At 70.7% G+C, this 14,292-nt stretch carries 13 protein-coding genes; 3 read left to right on the forward strand and 10 right to left on the reverse strand.

Going from position 1 to position 14,292, the window contains the following annotated elements; genetic code table 11:
* Window positions 1-12 precede the first annotated feature (12 nt).
* The 5 genes from dxs to JN22_RS30280 form a co-directional block, all read right to left on the reverse strand.
* Window positions 13-1,926, reverse strand: coding sequence for a 1-deoxy-D-xylulose-5-phosphate synthase (dxs, locus tag JN22_RS30260; protein ID WP_085557639.1), 1,914 nt, complete (start codon window positions 1,924-1,926; stop codon window positions 13-15).
* Window positions 1,927-1,946: 20 nt separating this feature from the next.
* A complete protein-coding gene (locus JN22_RS30265; RefSeq protein WP_085558000.1) occupies window positions 1,947-2,813 on the reverse strand; it encodes a polyprenyl synthetase family protein in 867 nt (288 codons plus the stop codon).
* 37 nt (window positions 2,814-2,850) lie between these two features.
* Window positions 2,851-3,123, reverse strand: a complete 273-nt coding sequence (locus JN22_RS30270) for an exodeoxyribonuclease VII small subunit (RefSeq protein WP_085557640.1) — start codon at window positions 3,121-3,123, stop codon at window positions 2,851-2,853.
* Window positions 3,124-3,261: 138 nt separating this feature from the next.
* Window positions 3,262-4,191 carry a histone deacetylase family protein gene (locus tag JN22_RS30275; RefSeq protein WP_085557641.1) on the reverse strand — a complete coding sequence of 310 codons (930 nt, stop codon included), beginning with the start codon at window positions 4,189-4,191 and terminating at the stop codon, window positions 3,262-3,264.
* Between the two features lie 172 nt (window positions 4,192-4,363).
* Window positions 4,364-4,591, reverse strand: a complete 228-nt coding sequence (locus JN22_RS30280) for a sulfurtransferase TusA family protein (protein WP_085557642.1) — start codon at window positions 4,589-4,591, stop codon at window positions 4,364-4,366.
* 333 nt (window positions 4,592-4,924) lie between these two features.
* Here JN22_RS30280 and JN22_RS30285 point away from each other — a divergent pair, with 333 nt between their 5' ends.
* Both JN22_RS30285 and JN22_RS30290 read left to right on the forward strand, forming a co-directional pair.
* Window positions 4,925-5,854, forward strand: coding sequence for an NAD-dependent epimerase/dehydratase family protein (locus JN22_RS30285; protein WP_085557643.1), 930 nt, complete (start codon window positions 4,925-4,927; stop codon window positions 5,852-5,854).
* 180 nt (window positions 5,855-6,034) lie between these two features.
* Entirely contained in the window at window positions 6,035-6,826 is a 792-nt protein-coding gene (locus tag JN22_RS30290) for an HNH endonuclease family protein (protein WP_223677984.1), read from the forward strand.
* A gap of 40 nt (window positions 6,827-6,866) precedes the next feature.
* On the opposite strand, the gene JN22_RS30295 is transcribed toward JN22_RS30290, so the two are convergent.
* Entirely contained in the window at window positions 6,867-8,192 is a 1,326-nt protein-coding gene (locus JN22_RS30295; protein ID WP_085557645.1) for a solute carrier family 23 protein, read from the reverse strand.
* A gap of 211 nt (window positions 8,193-8,403) precedes the next feature.
* Here JN22_RS30295 and ypfJ point away from each other — a divergent pair, with 211 nt between their 5' ends.
* A complete protein-coding gene (gene ypfJ, locus JN22_RS30300) occupies window positions 8,404-9,279 on the forward strand; it encodes a KPN_02809 family neutral zinc metallopeptidase (protein ID WP_085557646.1) in 876 nt (291 codons plus the stop codon).
* 2 nt (window positions 9,280-9,281) lie between these two features.
* Here the strand turns inward: ypfJ and JN22_RS30305 are convergent, their stop codons facing one another.
* From JN22_RS30305 to JN22_RS30320, 4 genes are all read right to left on the reverse strand, one after another.
* Complete coding sequence (locus JN22_RS30305) at window positions 9,282-10,391, reverse strand: CaiB/BaiF CoA transferase family protein (RefSeq protein WP_085557647.1); 1,110 nt, start codon at window positions 10,389-10,391, stop codon at window positions 9,282-9,284.
* A 66-nt stretch (window positions 10,392-10,457) separates the two neighbouring features.
* Window positions 10,458-11,228, reverse strand: a complete 771-nt coding sequence (locus JN22_RS30310) for an SDR family NAD(P)-dependent oxidoreductase (protein ID WP_085557648.1) — start codon at window positions 11,226-11,228, stop codon at window positions 10,458-10,460.
* 31 nt (window positions 11,229-11,259) lie between these two features.
* Window positions 11,260-12,744 carry an aldehyde dehydrogenase gene (locus tag JN22_RS30315; protein ID WP_085557649.1) on the reverse strand — a complete coding sequence of 495 codons (1,485 nt, stop codon included), beginning with the start codon at window positions 12,742-12,744 and terminating at the stop codon, window positions 11,260-11,262.
* Between the two features lie 198 nt (window positions 12,745-12,942).
* A complete protein-coding gene (locus JN22_RS30320) occupies window positions 12,943-14,169 on the reverse strand; it encodes an ABC transporter substrate-binding protein (protein ID WP_085557650.1) in 1,227 nt (408 codons plus the stop codon).
* Window positions 14,170-14,292: the final 123 nt, after the last annotated feature.

Consider the following 14,292-nt stretch of genomic DNA (forward strand, 5'->3'; position numbering starts at 1 on the left):
CGGACGGGCCGGTTATGCTCGCGCCGCGGCGCTTTCGATTCCGAGGGCCTGCAACGCGGTCGCGACGATGTGCCGCGCGCTCAACCCGGCGGTCTCATACTGTTTGGCCGGCGAATCATGGTCGAGGTAAACATCGGGTAGGACCAACGGCCGGATCTTCAGCCCGCCGTCCAGCAGGCCGGAGGTCGCCAGGAATTGCAGGACGAAGCTGCCGAAGCCGCCGACCGACCCTTCCTCGATGGTGATCAGCACCTCGTGCTCCAGCGCGAGGCGGCGGACCAGATCCTCGTCGAGCGGCTTGGCGAAGCGGGCGTCGGCCAGCGTGGTCGACAGGCCGCGGGCGCCCAGCTCGGCCGCCGCCTTGCGGGCCTCGGCGAGACGGCCGCCGTAGCTGAGGATGGCGACCTTGCTGCCCTCCTGCAAGATGCGCCCCTTGCCGAGCGGCAGGACGGACCCGCGATCCGGCATCTCCAGCCCCACCCCCTCGCCGCGCGGGTAGCGCAGCGCCGAGGCGCGGTCGTCGATGGCGGCCTGGGTGGCGACCATGTGCATCAGTTCCACCTCGTCCGCCGCGGCCATCAGCACGATGTCGGGCAGGCAGCCGAGGAAGGCAACGTCGAAGGAGCCGGCGTGGGTCGCCCCGTCGGCCCCGACCAGCCCGGCGCGGTCGAGCGCGAAGCGCACCGGCAGGTGTTGCAGCACCACGTCGTGGATCACCTGATCGTAGGCGCGCTGGAGGAAGGTCGAGTAGATGGCGCAGAAGGGCTTGAAGCCCTCGGTCGCCATGCCGGCGGCGAAGGTCACCGCGTGCTGTTCGGCGATGCCGACGTCGAAGCAGCGGTCGGGAAAGCGCTCGGCGAACAGATCCAGCCCGGTGCCCGACGGCATCGCCGCGTTGATGGCGACGATGGCCGGGTCGGCCGCCGCCTCGGTGATGAGGGACTGGGCGAAGACGCGGGTGTAGGTCGGCGCGTTGGATTTCGGCTTGGCCTGGGCGCCGGTCACCACGTCGAACTTGGCGACCGCGTGCAGCTTGTCGGCCGAGGCCTCCGCCGGGGCGTAGCCCTTGCCCTTCTTGGTGACGACGTGGATCAGCACCGGCTTGTCGTCGTCGGCGTCGCGCACGTTCTGCAACACCGGCAGCAGATGGTCGAGGTTGTGCCCGTCGATCGGCCCGATGTAGTAGAAGCCCAGCTCCTCGAACAGGGTGCCGCCGGTGACCATGCCGCGCGCGTACTCCTCCGCCCGGCGGGCGGCGGTGCGCAGCGGGCGCGGCAGTTGGTCGGCGATCTCCTTGGCGAGGTGGCGCAGGCTGAGATAGGGCTTGGAGGAGATCAGACGCGACAGGTAGGCGCTCATGGCGCCGACCGGCGGGGCGATCGACATGTCGTTGTCGTTCAGCACCACCACCAGCCGCGACTTGGTCGGGGCGGCGTTGTTCATCGCCTCGTAGGCCATGCCGGCGCTCATCGCGCCGTCGCCGATCACCGCGACGACGTTGCGGCGCTCGCCCTTCAGCCGGCTCGCCACCGCCATGCCGAGCCCGGCGGAGATGGAGGTCGAGCTGTGGCCGGCGCCGAACGGGTCGTACTCGCTCTCCGACCGCTTGGTGAAGCCGCTGAGGCCGCCGCCCATGCGGAGCGTGCGGATGCGGTCGCGCCGGCCGGTCAGGATCTTGTGCGGGTAGCACTGGTGCCCGACGTCCCAGATCAGCCGGTCGTAGGGCGTGTTGAACACGTAATGCAGCGCCACCGTCAGCTCGACCACCCCCAGCCCGGCGCCGAGATGGCCGCCGGTCACCGACACGGCGTCCACGGTCTCGGTGCGCAGCTCGTCGGCGAACTGGCGGAGCTGTTCGGGCTTGAGGCCCCTCAGCTTGGCGGGCGTCGGGCAGAGGTCGAGCAGCGGGGTCTTGGTGGCGGTCACGAGTTCACGGTCCTTTCGGCTCAGGCGCGCCGGTCGACGACGAAATCGGCGACGGCCTTCAGCATGTCGGCACGCCCCTCGAAGATGTCCAAGTGCGCGGCGGCCTGGGCGGCCAGCATCTCGGCCTGGGCGCGGGCGCGCTCGCGGCCGAGGATGGACACGAAGGTGGCCTTGCCGGCCTGGGCGTCGCGCCCGACCGTCTTGCCGGTCTCCTCCGCCGTGCCCTCGACGTCGAGCAGGTCGTCGACGATCTGGAAGGCGAGGCCGAGGTCGTGGGCGTAGGCGCGCAGCGCCGTGCGCTGCGGCGGGTTGGCCTTGCCGAGGATGCCGCCGGCCTCGCAGGAGAAGGCGATCATCTCGCCGGTCTTCATGCGCTGGAGCCGGGTGGTGGTGCCGAGGTCGAAGCTCTCGTGCTCGGCGATCAGGTCGAGCATCTGGCCGCCGACCATGCCGTGGCCGCCCGCAGCCTTGGCCAGCGCGGTGACGAGCTGGCAGCGGATGTTCGGATCCTCGTGGGTGGCGGGATCGGCCAGCACCTCGAAGGCGAAGGTGAGCAGCCCGTCGCCGGCCAGGATGGCGGTCGCCTCGTCGAACTGGCGGTGGCAGGTCGGGCGGCCGCGCCGCAGCTCGCCGTCGTCCATCGCCGGCAGGTCGTCGTGGACCAGCGAATAGCTGTGGACCATCTCGACCGCCGCGGCGGCGCGGATGGCGCAGTCGGGGTTGACCCCGAACAGCGCCGACGACTGCATGACCAGGAAGGGGCGCAGCCGCTTGCCGCCGTTCAGGCTGCCGTAGCGCATGGCGTCGAACAGCCGGGCCTCGGCCAGATCGGTGGAGGGCAGCAGCCGGCCGATGGTGTCCTCCACGGCGCGGGCGATCTCGCTCATCGCCGCCTTCAGGGCGGCCTTCGATGTTGTCTGCACGTCAGTCGATCCGGGCGGGTTCGCTGCCGATGGAACCGTCGGCGCTTACGGTGATGCGGTCGATCTTGGCCTGCGCCTCGCGCAGCTTGGCCTCGCAATGGCGCTTCAGGGCGGTGCCGCGCTCGTAGGAGGAGATCGCGTCGTCCAGCTTGCCGCGCCCCTCTTCGAGCTGGCGGACGATCCGCTCCAGCTCGGCCAGGGCATCCTCGAAGCTGAGGGCGGCGATGTCGGGCGGAATGGGAGCGGTGGCGGACGGGACGGCGGAGGGGGGCATGGGGCGAAACCGTGGTGGACCTTCGTTCGCGAAGTTAGGCCCGCCCCTCGCCGTGTGCAAGGGCCGTGGCGGGTGGACGCCTTGCCCTTGCGGTCTATGCGGTCAGGAAGGGCCGGCGGGACCCCTCCCCCCTTCCCCTCAGCAATACATCAGCTCGCGCACATGGGCGGCGCTGGCCGAGGCGAGGGCGCGCAGGTTGTAGCCGCCCTCCAGCACCGAGACGATGCGGGCGCCGCAATGGGTGCGGGCCAACTCGCCCAGCTTGCGGGTGGCCCAGACGAAATCGTCGTCGATCAGGTGCAGCGCCGCCATCGGATCGCGCGAATGGGCGTCGAAGCCGGCGGAGATGATCAGCAGGTCCGGTTTGAAATGGTCGATCGCCGGCAGGACCGTGTGGGTCATCGCGTGGCGGAACTCCGGCGATCCCGCCATGGCCGGCAGCGGCGCGTTCACGCAGTTGCCGTACTCGCCCTTCTCGCCCGCGTCGCCGGTGCCGGGGTAGAGCGGCGACTGGTGGGTCGAGCAGTAGAGCATGTCCGCGTCGAACTGGAAGATGTCCTGGGTGCCGTTGCCGTGGTGGACGTCGAAATCCATCACCGCGACCCGTTGCAGCCCGTGGGCGGCGCGCGCGTGGTAGGCGCCGACCGCGGCGTTGTTGAACAGGCAGAAGCCCATCGCCTTCTCCCGCTCGGCGTGGTGCCCCGGCGGGCGCACGGCGCAGAAGGCGTTGCGCGACTGGCCGGTCGCCACCGAATCCACCGCCGCCACCACCGCGCCCGCGGCGCGCAGGGCCGCCTCCCCCGAGCCGGGCGAAACCACGGTGTCGCCGTCGATGCCGGCGTGCTCGGCGGCGGGGATCGACGCCATCACCCGGTCGATGTGGGCCTGCGGGTGGGCGCGCAGAAGCTGTTCGACCGTGGCGCGCGGCGCCTCCTGCCGTTCGAGCATGTGGAACTCTTCGGTCTCCAGCGCGGCGAGCACGGCGCGCAGGCGGTCGGCGCATTCCGGATGCCCCAGGCCCGTGTCGTGGTCCAGGCAGGCCGCGTGGGTGAACAGCGTGGTGAACATGGCGGTTTCGGTCGTTTTTTGTTGGCGTTCGGGACGGTCGGGACGTTTCCACCGACCATTCTTCCCGGATCGCCCCCCAAAGTACAGGCCGATTCCAGGACGATTCGTCACAGCCAACCATCCGCATCTTCACGTATGCAGGGTCCCTCCGAACCGTCCCGCGGACCGTCCTTCAGGCCATCCGTTCGATGACGAAACGGTAGACCCCGCCCTCCTCGCCGCTCGACCGCAGGCGATGGCCGGTGGCCTCGCAGAAGGCGGGAAAATCCTTCAGCGCTCCGGGGTCCGTGGCCTCGACGGTCAGCGTGTCGCCGACGGCGATGGCCTTCATCATCTTGCGCGCGCGCAAGACCGGCAGGGGGCACTGCAAGCCCTTGGTGTTCAATGGATGATCGGTCATGCAGGGGATGCTAACCGGCAGGCCGCCCGCTGTCCACGCGCAAGGGCGGCGGCGCGCGGGCAACGGCGCATGGTCAGCCGCGCCCGCGACAGCGCCGCGCTTGACCGATTTTATCCACAGAACGGTGGACAAAACCGTGGATAAGCCTGTTGAACCAGCGGCAACGCCTGTCCGAAATCCGTCACACGGGGCGGCCCGGCCGATTCGTCGAAAGGGGTGCCCGAACGGCGCGCCCGCTGTCCCGGCTGGGCCGCCGGCTCACCCCGAAGATGCTCTGGTCCTGAGCGGTCCGCATGCCGACCATGAGTCAGGCATCCACGGAAGGCGGAAACCATGGCGCATCACCTCATCACCGGCGGCTGCGGCTTCATCGGGTCGCATCTGGCCGACCGGCTGCTCGCCGACGGGCACCGGGTGACGATCCTCGACAACCTGTCCAGCGGCCGGCTGGAGAACAAGCCCGCCGCCGCCCGGCTGGTCGTCGGCGACGTGGCCGACCCCGACGCGGTGCGCCACGCCGCCGAGGGGGTTGACGGCATCTTCCACCTCGCCGCCGTCGCCTCGGTGCAACGCTCGCGCGAGCTGTGGGCGGAAACCCACCGCACCAACCTGCTCGGCACCGTCACCGTGTTCGAGGCGGCACGCGACGCCCGGAACGGCGGGCCGGTGCCGGTGGTCTACGCATCGTCGGCCGCCGTCTACGGCAACAACCCGGCCACCCCGCTGAACGAGGACGAGCTGCCCCGCCCGCTGTCGGCCTACGGGGTGGACAAGCTGGGCTGCGAGATGCACGCGAAGATCGCCTGGACCATCCAGGGCGTGCCGACGGTGGGCTTCCGCTTCTTCAACGTCTACGGCCCGCGCCAGGATCCGCTGTCGCCCTATTCCGGGGTGATCTCGATCTTCGCCCGCCGGGTGGCGCGCGGCGAGGAGATCGAGATCCACGGCGACGGCCAGCAGGTGCGCGACTTCGTCTTCGTCGGCGACGTGGTGCGCATCCTGGCGCTGGCGATGGAGCGGCGCGGCCTGGGCGCTCCGGTCTACAATTTGTGCACCGGGCGGGCGACCTCGCTGGTCATGCTGCTGGAGGTGTTGCAGGAGTTGTGCGGTGCCCGCGTGCCGCGCCGACACAGCCCGGCACGGGCCGGCGACATCCGGGTGTCGATCGGCGACCCGTCTCTGATGCGGGCGACCTTCGACACGGTCTGCCAGGTCGGTCTGCTCCAGGGGCTGAGCGCCACCCTGACCGGCCGGATGCCCTAGAGCGGATCGCGGAAAACCGGAATCGGATTGGAGCGTGAATCCGCTCGTCATCAAAAGGCTGAGGTTTCGTGCGTTTCTTATTAAACGCACGAAACCTTAGGGATCCTGTCCCAGAGAGTTTGTGCTTCGGCCGTCCGGGCGTCATAACATCGCCCGATATGCAAAAGGACGGGACGGCGCATGGCGGTGCGATGGAACAAGTCGGGTGGGATGCCGCGCCGGGGGCGGTCGCTGACGCTGCGCGGTCTGTTCACCGTGCTGGCGATCCTGGCCACGCTGGCCCTGGCGGAGCGGCTGCACCTGCTGCCCGCCGGGACGCTGGAAAGCCTGCTCGGTCAGGAGGAGAAGAAGCCGCGCGGCGGCCGGGGGCACACGCCGGCTCCGCCGCCGGTCGTGGCGCGCTCGTCCGACCGCATCGACTTCGACCGGACGCAGGCGCTGCTCGACGGCATCCGGGTCGAGGAGGAGCGGCGGCGCGGCTATGTCCGGGAGGAATGGCCGCACTGGATCGCCCCCGACCGTGGTTGCCTGAACGCCCGCGAGCAGGTGCTGATCCGCGATTCCCGCCGCCCGGCCACCCTGTCGCGGAACGGCTGCTCGGTGCTGTCGGGCGATTGGCTCGACCCCTACACCGGCGAGCGCTTCACCGATCCGGGACAGGTCGACATCGACCACCGGGTGCCGCTGGAGGAGGCCTACGCCAGCGGCGGCTATGGCTGGCCCCGCGAGCGGCGGACGGCCTACGCCAACGACCTGACCGACCCGCTGACCCTGCTGGCCTCCAGCCGCGAGGCCAACCGGGCCAAGGGCTCCAAGGGGCCGGAGGACTGGCTGCCGCCCAAGCGCGACGGCATCTGCCTGTACGTCGCCGACTGGATCGCCGTGAAGGCGCGCTGGGAGCTGGCGATGGACGAGCGGGAGCGGGTGACGGTCGGCAACATCCTGGCCGACTGCCGCCGCTCCGCGCGCTGAGACGCCGGCCCGGACCGGGCCGGCCAGCGGGGCGTGCGCGTCAGTGGAGCGTGGTGGACGCCGCCTGGGCGTCCACATGCGGCACCTCGCGCGGGCGCCCGATCCCGAGAAGCTGGTAGAGGCCGAGCGCCGCGATGGTCGCGGTGCCGATCCCGCCGATGGAGAAGCCGCTGGCGGAGATGGTGAAGTCGCCGGCGCCGAGCACCAGTGTCACGCCGACCGTGATCAGGTTGCGCGGGTCGGAGAAGTCGACCCGGTTGTCGACCCACAGCCGCACCATCGCCGCGGCGATCAGGCCGAAGACGACGGTCGCCAGCCCGCCCAGCACCGGCGCCGGGATGGTCCGCAGCAGGGCGCCGAACTTCGGCGAGAAGCCGAGCAGGATCGCCGCGACGGCGGCGACGACGAAGATCAGCGTCGAGAAGACGCGCGTCACCGCCATCACGCCCATGTTCTCGACATAGGTCGTGACGCCGGTGCCGCCGCCGCTGCCCGAGACGATGGTGGCGATGCCGTCGCCGATGAAGCCGCGGCCGATGAAGCGGTCCAGGTTGCGCCCGGTCATCGCGCCGATTGCCTTGATGTGGCCGAGATTCTCGGCGACCAGGATGAAGGCGATGGGAGCGACGAGCGCCATCGCCCCGGCGTCGAAGGTCGGCGTGCGGAAGGCCGGCATGCCGAACCATGGGGCGGCGGCAAGCTCCGCGAAGCTCACCGGCGGCAGCAGGCCGAATCCGTTCGCCAGGACAAGGTAGAAGACGTAGCCGGACGCGATGCCGGTCAGGATCGACAGCCGCCGGATGGCGAGCGGCGCGTAGACCGCGACAAGGGCGGTGGCGGCCAGCGTGAACAGGGCCACGAGGGTGTGGGGGCCGGTCCCCTCGATGCCCTTGACGGCGACCGGCGAGAGGTTGAGGCCGATCGCGGCCCCCACCGCCCCGGTCACGGCGGGCGGCATCAGACGCTCGATCCAGCCGGTGCTGGTCCAGGTCACCAGCAGGCCGATCAGGACATAGAGCACGCCGGCCGCGATGATGCCGCCCAGCGCCGGCCCGATGTTCGGGTTGGGCCCCTGGCCGCCGTACCCCGTCACCGCGATGACCACGGCGATGAAGGAGAAGGAGGAGCCGAGATAGCTCGGCACCCGCCCGGCGGTCAGCACGAGGAAGATCAGCGTGCCGATGCCGGAGAACAGGATCGCCAGATTCGGATCGAACCCCATCAGCAGCGGCCCGAGGATGGTCGAGCCGGACATGGCGACGAGATGCTGGACGCCGAGCGTGGCCGTCGAGCCCCAGGGAAGGCGTTCGTCCGGCTGGACGACGGGGCCGGCCGCAAGCGGCCAGCGCGGGAAGAAATCTGCCATGGAGGTCCTGTTCGGGGCTGTAGGATGCCGCGCCGTGGGGATCGAGGCGCGCTGGCCGGGGAAATTGCCGGGAAGCCCAGGCACCGTCAACGTTCTGGCTGCGACGGCCGAACGGCGGCGCAAGGAAGGCGGGGGTTCAAACGGGTGGGGCGTGGAACGCCGGCCCGCCGGCCGGGTTTCGTCTGCACGAACACGCGGCGGAGGCACGGTCATGCGCTGGCAAGGCGGACGGGAGAGCGGGAATGTCGAGGACCGGCGCGGCGGATTCGGCGGGGGCGGCGGTCTCCCCATCGGGGTGGGCGGACTCGGGGTCGGCGGGGTGCTGGTGCTCGTCGTCGTGTCGCTGTTCCTCGGCGTCGATCCGACGGTCCTGCTGAACGGCGGCGAGCCGGAAACGCGGACGGCCGACGTCCGCAACGCCCCGCCCGGCAGCGCGCCCGACGACGAATTGGGCCGCTTCGTCTCCGTCGTGCTGGCCGACACGGAAGACACCTGGCGCGGGCTGTTCCAGCAGATGGGCCGGCAGTACCAGGATCCGACGCTGGTGCTGTTCACCGGCGCCGTCGCCTCCGGCTGCGGCAGCGCCCAGGCGGCGATGGGCCCCTTCTATTGCCCGGCCGACCGCAAGGTCTACATCGACCTCGGCTTCTACCGGGAGCTGCGCGACCGTTTCCAGGCACCCGGCGACTTCGCCCAGGCCTACGTCATCGCCCACGAGGTCGGCCACCATGTGCAGAACCTGCTCGGCATCTCCGACAAGGTGGAGGCGGCGCAGCGGCGCTCCGGCGACCGCCGGGAGGCGAACGCGCTCTCGGTCCGGCTGGAGTTGCAGGCCGACTGCTTCGCCGGGCTGTGGGCCAACCACGCCAACCGCGACCGCCGCATCCTGGAGCCCGGCGACGTCGAGGAGGCGCTGACCGCCGCCAGCGCCATCGGCGACGACCGGCTGCAACGGCAGGCGCGCGGCACCGTCTCGCCCGACAGCTTCACCCACGGCAGCTCCGAGCAGCGGGTCCGCTGGTTCCGCACCGGCCTGCAAGGCGGCGAACTGCGGCAGTGCGACACCTTCGCCGCCGACCGCCTGTAGGCTCAGCGTTCGAGCGGCGGCGCCGGGCGGGCCGGAGCGCAGGGGGGCCCGGAGAAGCGGACCGGCGCGCGGGCGTTCACCACGGCGCCCTCGCTCGGGTGCTCGACCTCCTGGAAGAAGCCGACGGCCCTCAGGTGCTCGTCCTCCATCAGATCCTCGATGGAGTTGACCGGCGCGCAGGGGATGTCGAGACGGCGCAGCAGCGCCAGCCAGTGGCCGGTGGTTTCCGCCGGCAGGCAGCCGGCGAGCCGCTCGTACAGCGCGCCGATCATCGCCGCCCGCGCGGAGTCCGATCCGAGCGCCGCGTCCGCCGCCCAGTCCTCCCGCCCCGCCGCCGTGAAGAAGGCCCGCCAGTGGGTCGCCGTGTAGGGCATCACGCAGACATGGCCGTCCCGCGTCCGGTAGGGCCGCCGGTGCGCCGACAGGACGCGGCTGTAGCCGCTGTCCCCCAGCGGCGGCCGGAAGGTGCGTCCGGCGAGATGCTCGACGGCGAGGAAGGAGGCCATCACCTCGAACATCGGCACCTCGACGGCCTGACCGGCGCCGGAGACCGAACGGGCCAGCAGCGCCGCGTTGATCGCCGCCACCGCGTGCAGGCCGGTGGTCTTGTCGGCGACGATGGTCGGGGCGTAGCGCGGCTCGCCGCCGGTGCGGGCGTAGAGTTCCGCCCAGCCGGCCTCCGCCTGGATGACGTCGTCGTAGGCCGGCCGGTCGCGGTAGGGGCCGTCCTGGCCGTAGCCGACGATCGCGCAATAGACCAGCCGGGGGAACCGCCCGCGCAGCGCCTCGTAGCCGAGCCCGAGCCGCCCGATCGCCGACGCCCGCATGTTGTGGAGCAGCACGTCCGCCCCGTCGAGCAGGTCGAGGAGCTCCGCCCGCTGGCCGGCGTCCTTGAGGTCGAGGACGCGGCTCTCCTTGTTGCGGTTGCAGTTGAGGAAGGCGGCGCCCATGCCGGGCGAGCGGGCGGGGCCGGGGGCGCGCATGATGTCGCCGCCGGGCGGCTCGATCTTGATCACCCGCGCGCCGAAATCGCCGAGCATCTGGCTGGCGTAGGGTCCGGCGATCACGGTGCTGAGGTCGATCACCGTGATGCCGTCGAGCGGCCCGGCCATGGCGTGGTCTCCGTCCTGGGTATCGGGAAGGCGGGGGCGAGGGGGCGAAGACACGCCCCCCTCCCTTCAGCGCGCCGTGAAGCCGCCGTCCACCGGCAGCGCCACGCCGGTGACGAAGGACGCGTCGTCCGACGCCAGCCACAGCACCGCGTGGGCGACCTCCTCGGCCTTGCACAGGCGGCCCATCGGCACGGCAGCGAGCATGCGCTCCTGGTTGGCGGCGGCCTCGGCGGCGATGCCGGAACGGCCGGTGAAGCCGAGCTTCATCGGCGTGTCGGCCAGCCCCGGACACACCACGTTCACCCGCACCCCGTCGGCGGCGAAGCGCTGGGCCAGCGACTTGGTCAGCCCGACCACCGCGAACTTCGCGGCCGAATAGACCGGGCTGAACATCGAGCCGACAAGGCCCGACACCGAGGACGTGAACACCAGCGAACCGCCGCCGCGCTTGCGCATGTGGCCGATGACCTCGCCGGCCGCCAGCGTGGCCGAGGTGATGTTCAGCGCGATCGCCTGGTCGTAGGCGGCGAGGTCGAGATTCTCGACGCCGCCGGGGCCGGGGATGCCGGCGTGCGCCCACAGCACGTCGACGCCGCCGAGCCGGTCGGCCGCCTCGTTGATCGAGCCGCGCATCGCCTCGGGGCGGGACAGGTCGGCCTGGATGGTTGCGACCTCGTGGCCAAGGGCCTGCATGTCGGCCTTCAGGCCGGCCAGCGCGTCGGCGTTGATGTCGATGGCCGCCACGCGGGCGCCTTCCTTCAGGAACAGCTCGACGCCCGCCCGGCCCATTCCGGAGGCGGCGGCCGTCACCACGACGAGCTTGTTGGCAAGACGCATGATCGGAACTCTCTGTTTTGAATTTGAAGGGTCAGCGGGCGTAGGCGTCGGGGAAGCGGCCGGTGGTGCTGATCACCGTGGTGCGCGTCTCCAGGTAGGAATCGAGCGCCTCGATCCCGTTCTCGCGGCCCCAGCCGCTCGCCTTGAAGCCGCCGTAGGGGGTCGACCAGCGGATGAAGCGGTAGGTGTTGACCCAGACCATGCCGGCGCGGATGCGGCTCGACACCCGGTGGGCGCGGCCGACGTCGCCGGTCCACAGCCCGGCGGTCAGGCCGTAGGCGGTGTCGTTGGCGAGCGCCACCGCCTCGTCCTCGTCGTCGAACGGGATCAGCGAGGCGACCGGGCCGAAGATCTCCTCGCGCGCGATCCGCATGTCGTTGGAGACGTTGGCGAAGACGGTCGGTTCGACGAAATAGCCGGCGGCGTGGTCCGGCCCGGTCAGACGGCGGCCGCCGGTCACCAGCTCGGCGCCCTCGTTCCGGCCGATGTCGATGTAGGACAGCGTCTTGGCGAGCTGCTCCTCGTGCGCCTGCGGCCCCATGTGGGTCGCCTCGTCGAGCGGCAGCCCGACCCGCACGCGGCCGGCGCGCTCGACGAACGCCTCGACGACGCGGTCGTAGACGGGGCGCTGCACCAGCACGCGCGATCCCAGCGCGCAGCTCTGCCCGCACAGCGTCCAGGCGGAGTTGGTCGCGGCGTTGAGCGCCTGCTCCAGGTCGGCGTCGGCGAACAGGATGTGGGGGGACTTGCCGCCCAGCTCGAAGGTGAAGCGCTTCATCGTCTCGGCGCCGGCGCGCAGGATCGACTTGGCGGTGGTGCCCTCGCCGGTGAAGGCGATCTTGTCGATTCCGGGATGGGCGACGAGATGCTCGCCCGCTCCGTCCTTGCCGTAGCCCGGCACGACGTTGAGGACTCCGGGCGGGAAGCCGGCCTCGTCGAACAGCTTGGCCAGCTCCAGCGAGGTGACCGGGGTGTGCTCGGCCGGCTTGAGGACCACGGTGCAGCCGGCGGCGAGCGCCGGGCCGAGCTTCCACAGGGCGGCCATCAGCGGCACGTTCCACGGCGTGATGGCGCCGACGACGCCGACCGGCACGCGGGACGTGAAGGCGTGGACGCTGTCGTCGAAGGGAATGGTGCGGCCGGCGTTCTTGTCGGCCAGCGACGCCCACCAATGGTAGGCGTTGGAATGGCCCGAGATGTCGGCCAGGGATTCGCGCAGGGCCCGGCCGGAATCGCGGGTTTCCAGCACGGCCAGCGCGCGGGCGTGCTCCTTGTAGAGGTCGGCGAAGCGGCGGATCAGGGCGGCGCGCTCGTGGCCGGGCATGCGGCCCCAGGGGCCGTCCAGCGCGGCGCGGGCGGCGGCGACCGCCTTGTCGACGTCGCGCTTGCCGCCATAGGCCACGACGGCCCAGGGACGGCCGACCGACGGGTCGACGCTCTCCATGAGCCCCCCGTCCTCCGGCGCGACCCAGGCGCCGCCGATGTAGAGATGCTCGTAGCGGGCGATGCTGTCCATGCGTCCCTCTCGGTTTTTATGGTGTGTCGTTGGGAGCGGGCGTGCGGAGGCCTGTCGGAACCTGCGCGGAAACGGTTGGCGCGCAGGCCCTTCCGTCATGACCGGGCTTGTCCCGGTCATCCACGCGGAAACCTCGGGCTTGCCTGTGGATGCCCGTGCCAAGCACGGGCATGACGCTTTCGGGGAGGCCGGACCGGCCTACTTCCCGACCAGCGGGCACTCGCTGTCCTTCAGCGGGCGGAAGGCCTGGTCGGCGGGGACGGTGGCGAGCACCTTGTAGTAATCCCACGGTCCCTTGGATTCCGCCGGCTTCTTCACCTGGACCAGCATCATCGGGTGCGTCACCCGGCCGTCCTCGCGGAGCTGGGTCGTGCCGAACAGCGGATCCTCGAAGGGCCCGGCCTCGCGCATCGCCTTGACCACGGCGGCCCCGTCCTTCGCCGAGCCGACCTTCGCCACCGCCTTCAGATAGGCGAGCGAGGCCGAATAGGCGCCGGCCTGGTTCATCGTCGGGTAGCGGCCGTTCATGCGCTCGGCGAAGCGCTTGCCGAAGGCGCGGGTCTTCTCGTTCTGGTCCCAGTAGAAGCCGGTGGTCAGTTGCAGCCCCTGCGCCGTCTCCAGCCCCAGCGAATGGATGTCGGAGATGAACAGCAGCATGCCGGCCAGCGTCTGGCCGCTCTCGACCATGCCGAACTCCGACGCCTGCTTGATGGCGGTGATGGTGTCGCCGCCGGCGTTGGCCAGCGCCACGACCTGCGCCTTCGACGCCTGCGCCTGGAGCAGGTAGGAGGAGAAGTCCTTGGTGTGGGTCGGGTGGCGGACGGAACCGGCGACCTTGCCGCCGCTGGCGTTGATGACCGAGGTCGCGTCGCGCTCCAGCGAATGGCCGAGCGCGAAATCGACGGTCAGGAAATACCAGGACTTCCCGCCGCCCTTGACGATGGCGTCGGCGGTGCCGTGGGCGAGCGCCCAGGTGTCGTAGGTCCAGTGCACGGAGTTCGGCGTGCAGGCCTTGCCGGTGAGTTCCGAGGTGCCCGACGCGGTGAACAGCGCGACCTTGTTCTTCTCCTTCACCAGCGGCGCCACGGCGAGCGACACGGCGCTGGTCGGCAGGTCGACCAACGCGTCGACCCCCTCGGAATCGAACCATTGGCGGGCGATGCCGCTGGAGATGTCCGGCTTGTTCAGCGCGTCGGCGGACACCACGTCGATCTTGAGGGCGTCGGCGCCCGGCAGCTTGCGGAAATCCTCCACCGCCATCAGGGTCGCTTCCATGGCGCCCTTGCCGCCGATGTCGGAGAAGATGCCGGACATGTCCGCCAGCACGCCGAGCTTGACCGGCACCTGCGCCATGGCGGCGGGGCTGGCGCCCAGGACGGCGGAGAGAGCCAGGGCCATCGCGGTTCCACGCCGAAGTGACGACATGGTTGTCCTCCCTATTTATGATGTTGGTTCCGGTGGTTTCACGCGGACGGCAAACGCTGGAATATGGGGCGATCCCGATTGCTTCGTCAGCATGCAATTCTTGTATGTGAATTTAAAAATCCT

The sequence above is a fragment of the Azospirillum agricola genome, from assembly GCF_020005195.1.
Classification (GTDB): Bacteria; Pseudomonadota; Alphaproteobacteria; order Azospirillales; family Azospirillaceae; genus Azospirillum; species Azospirillum agricola.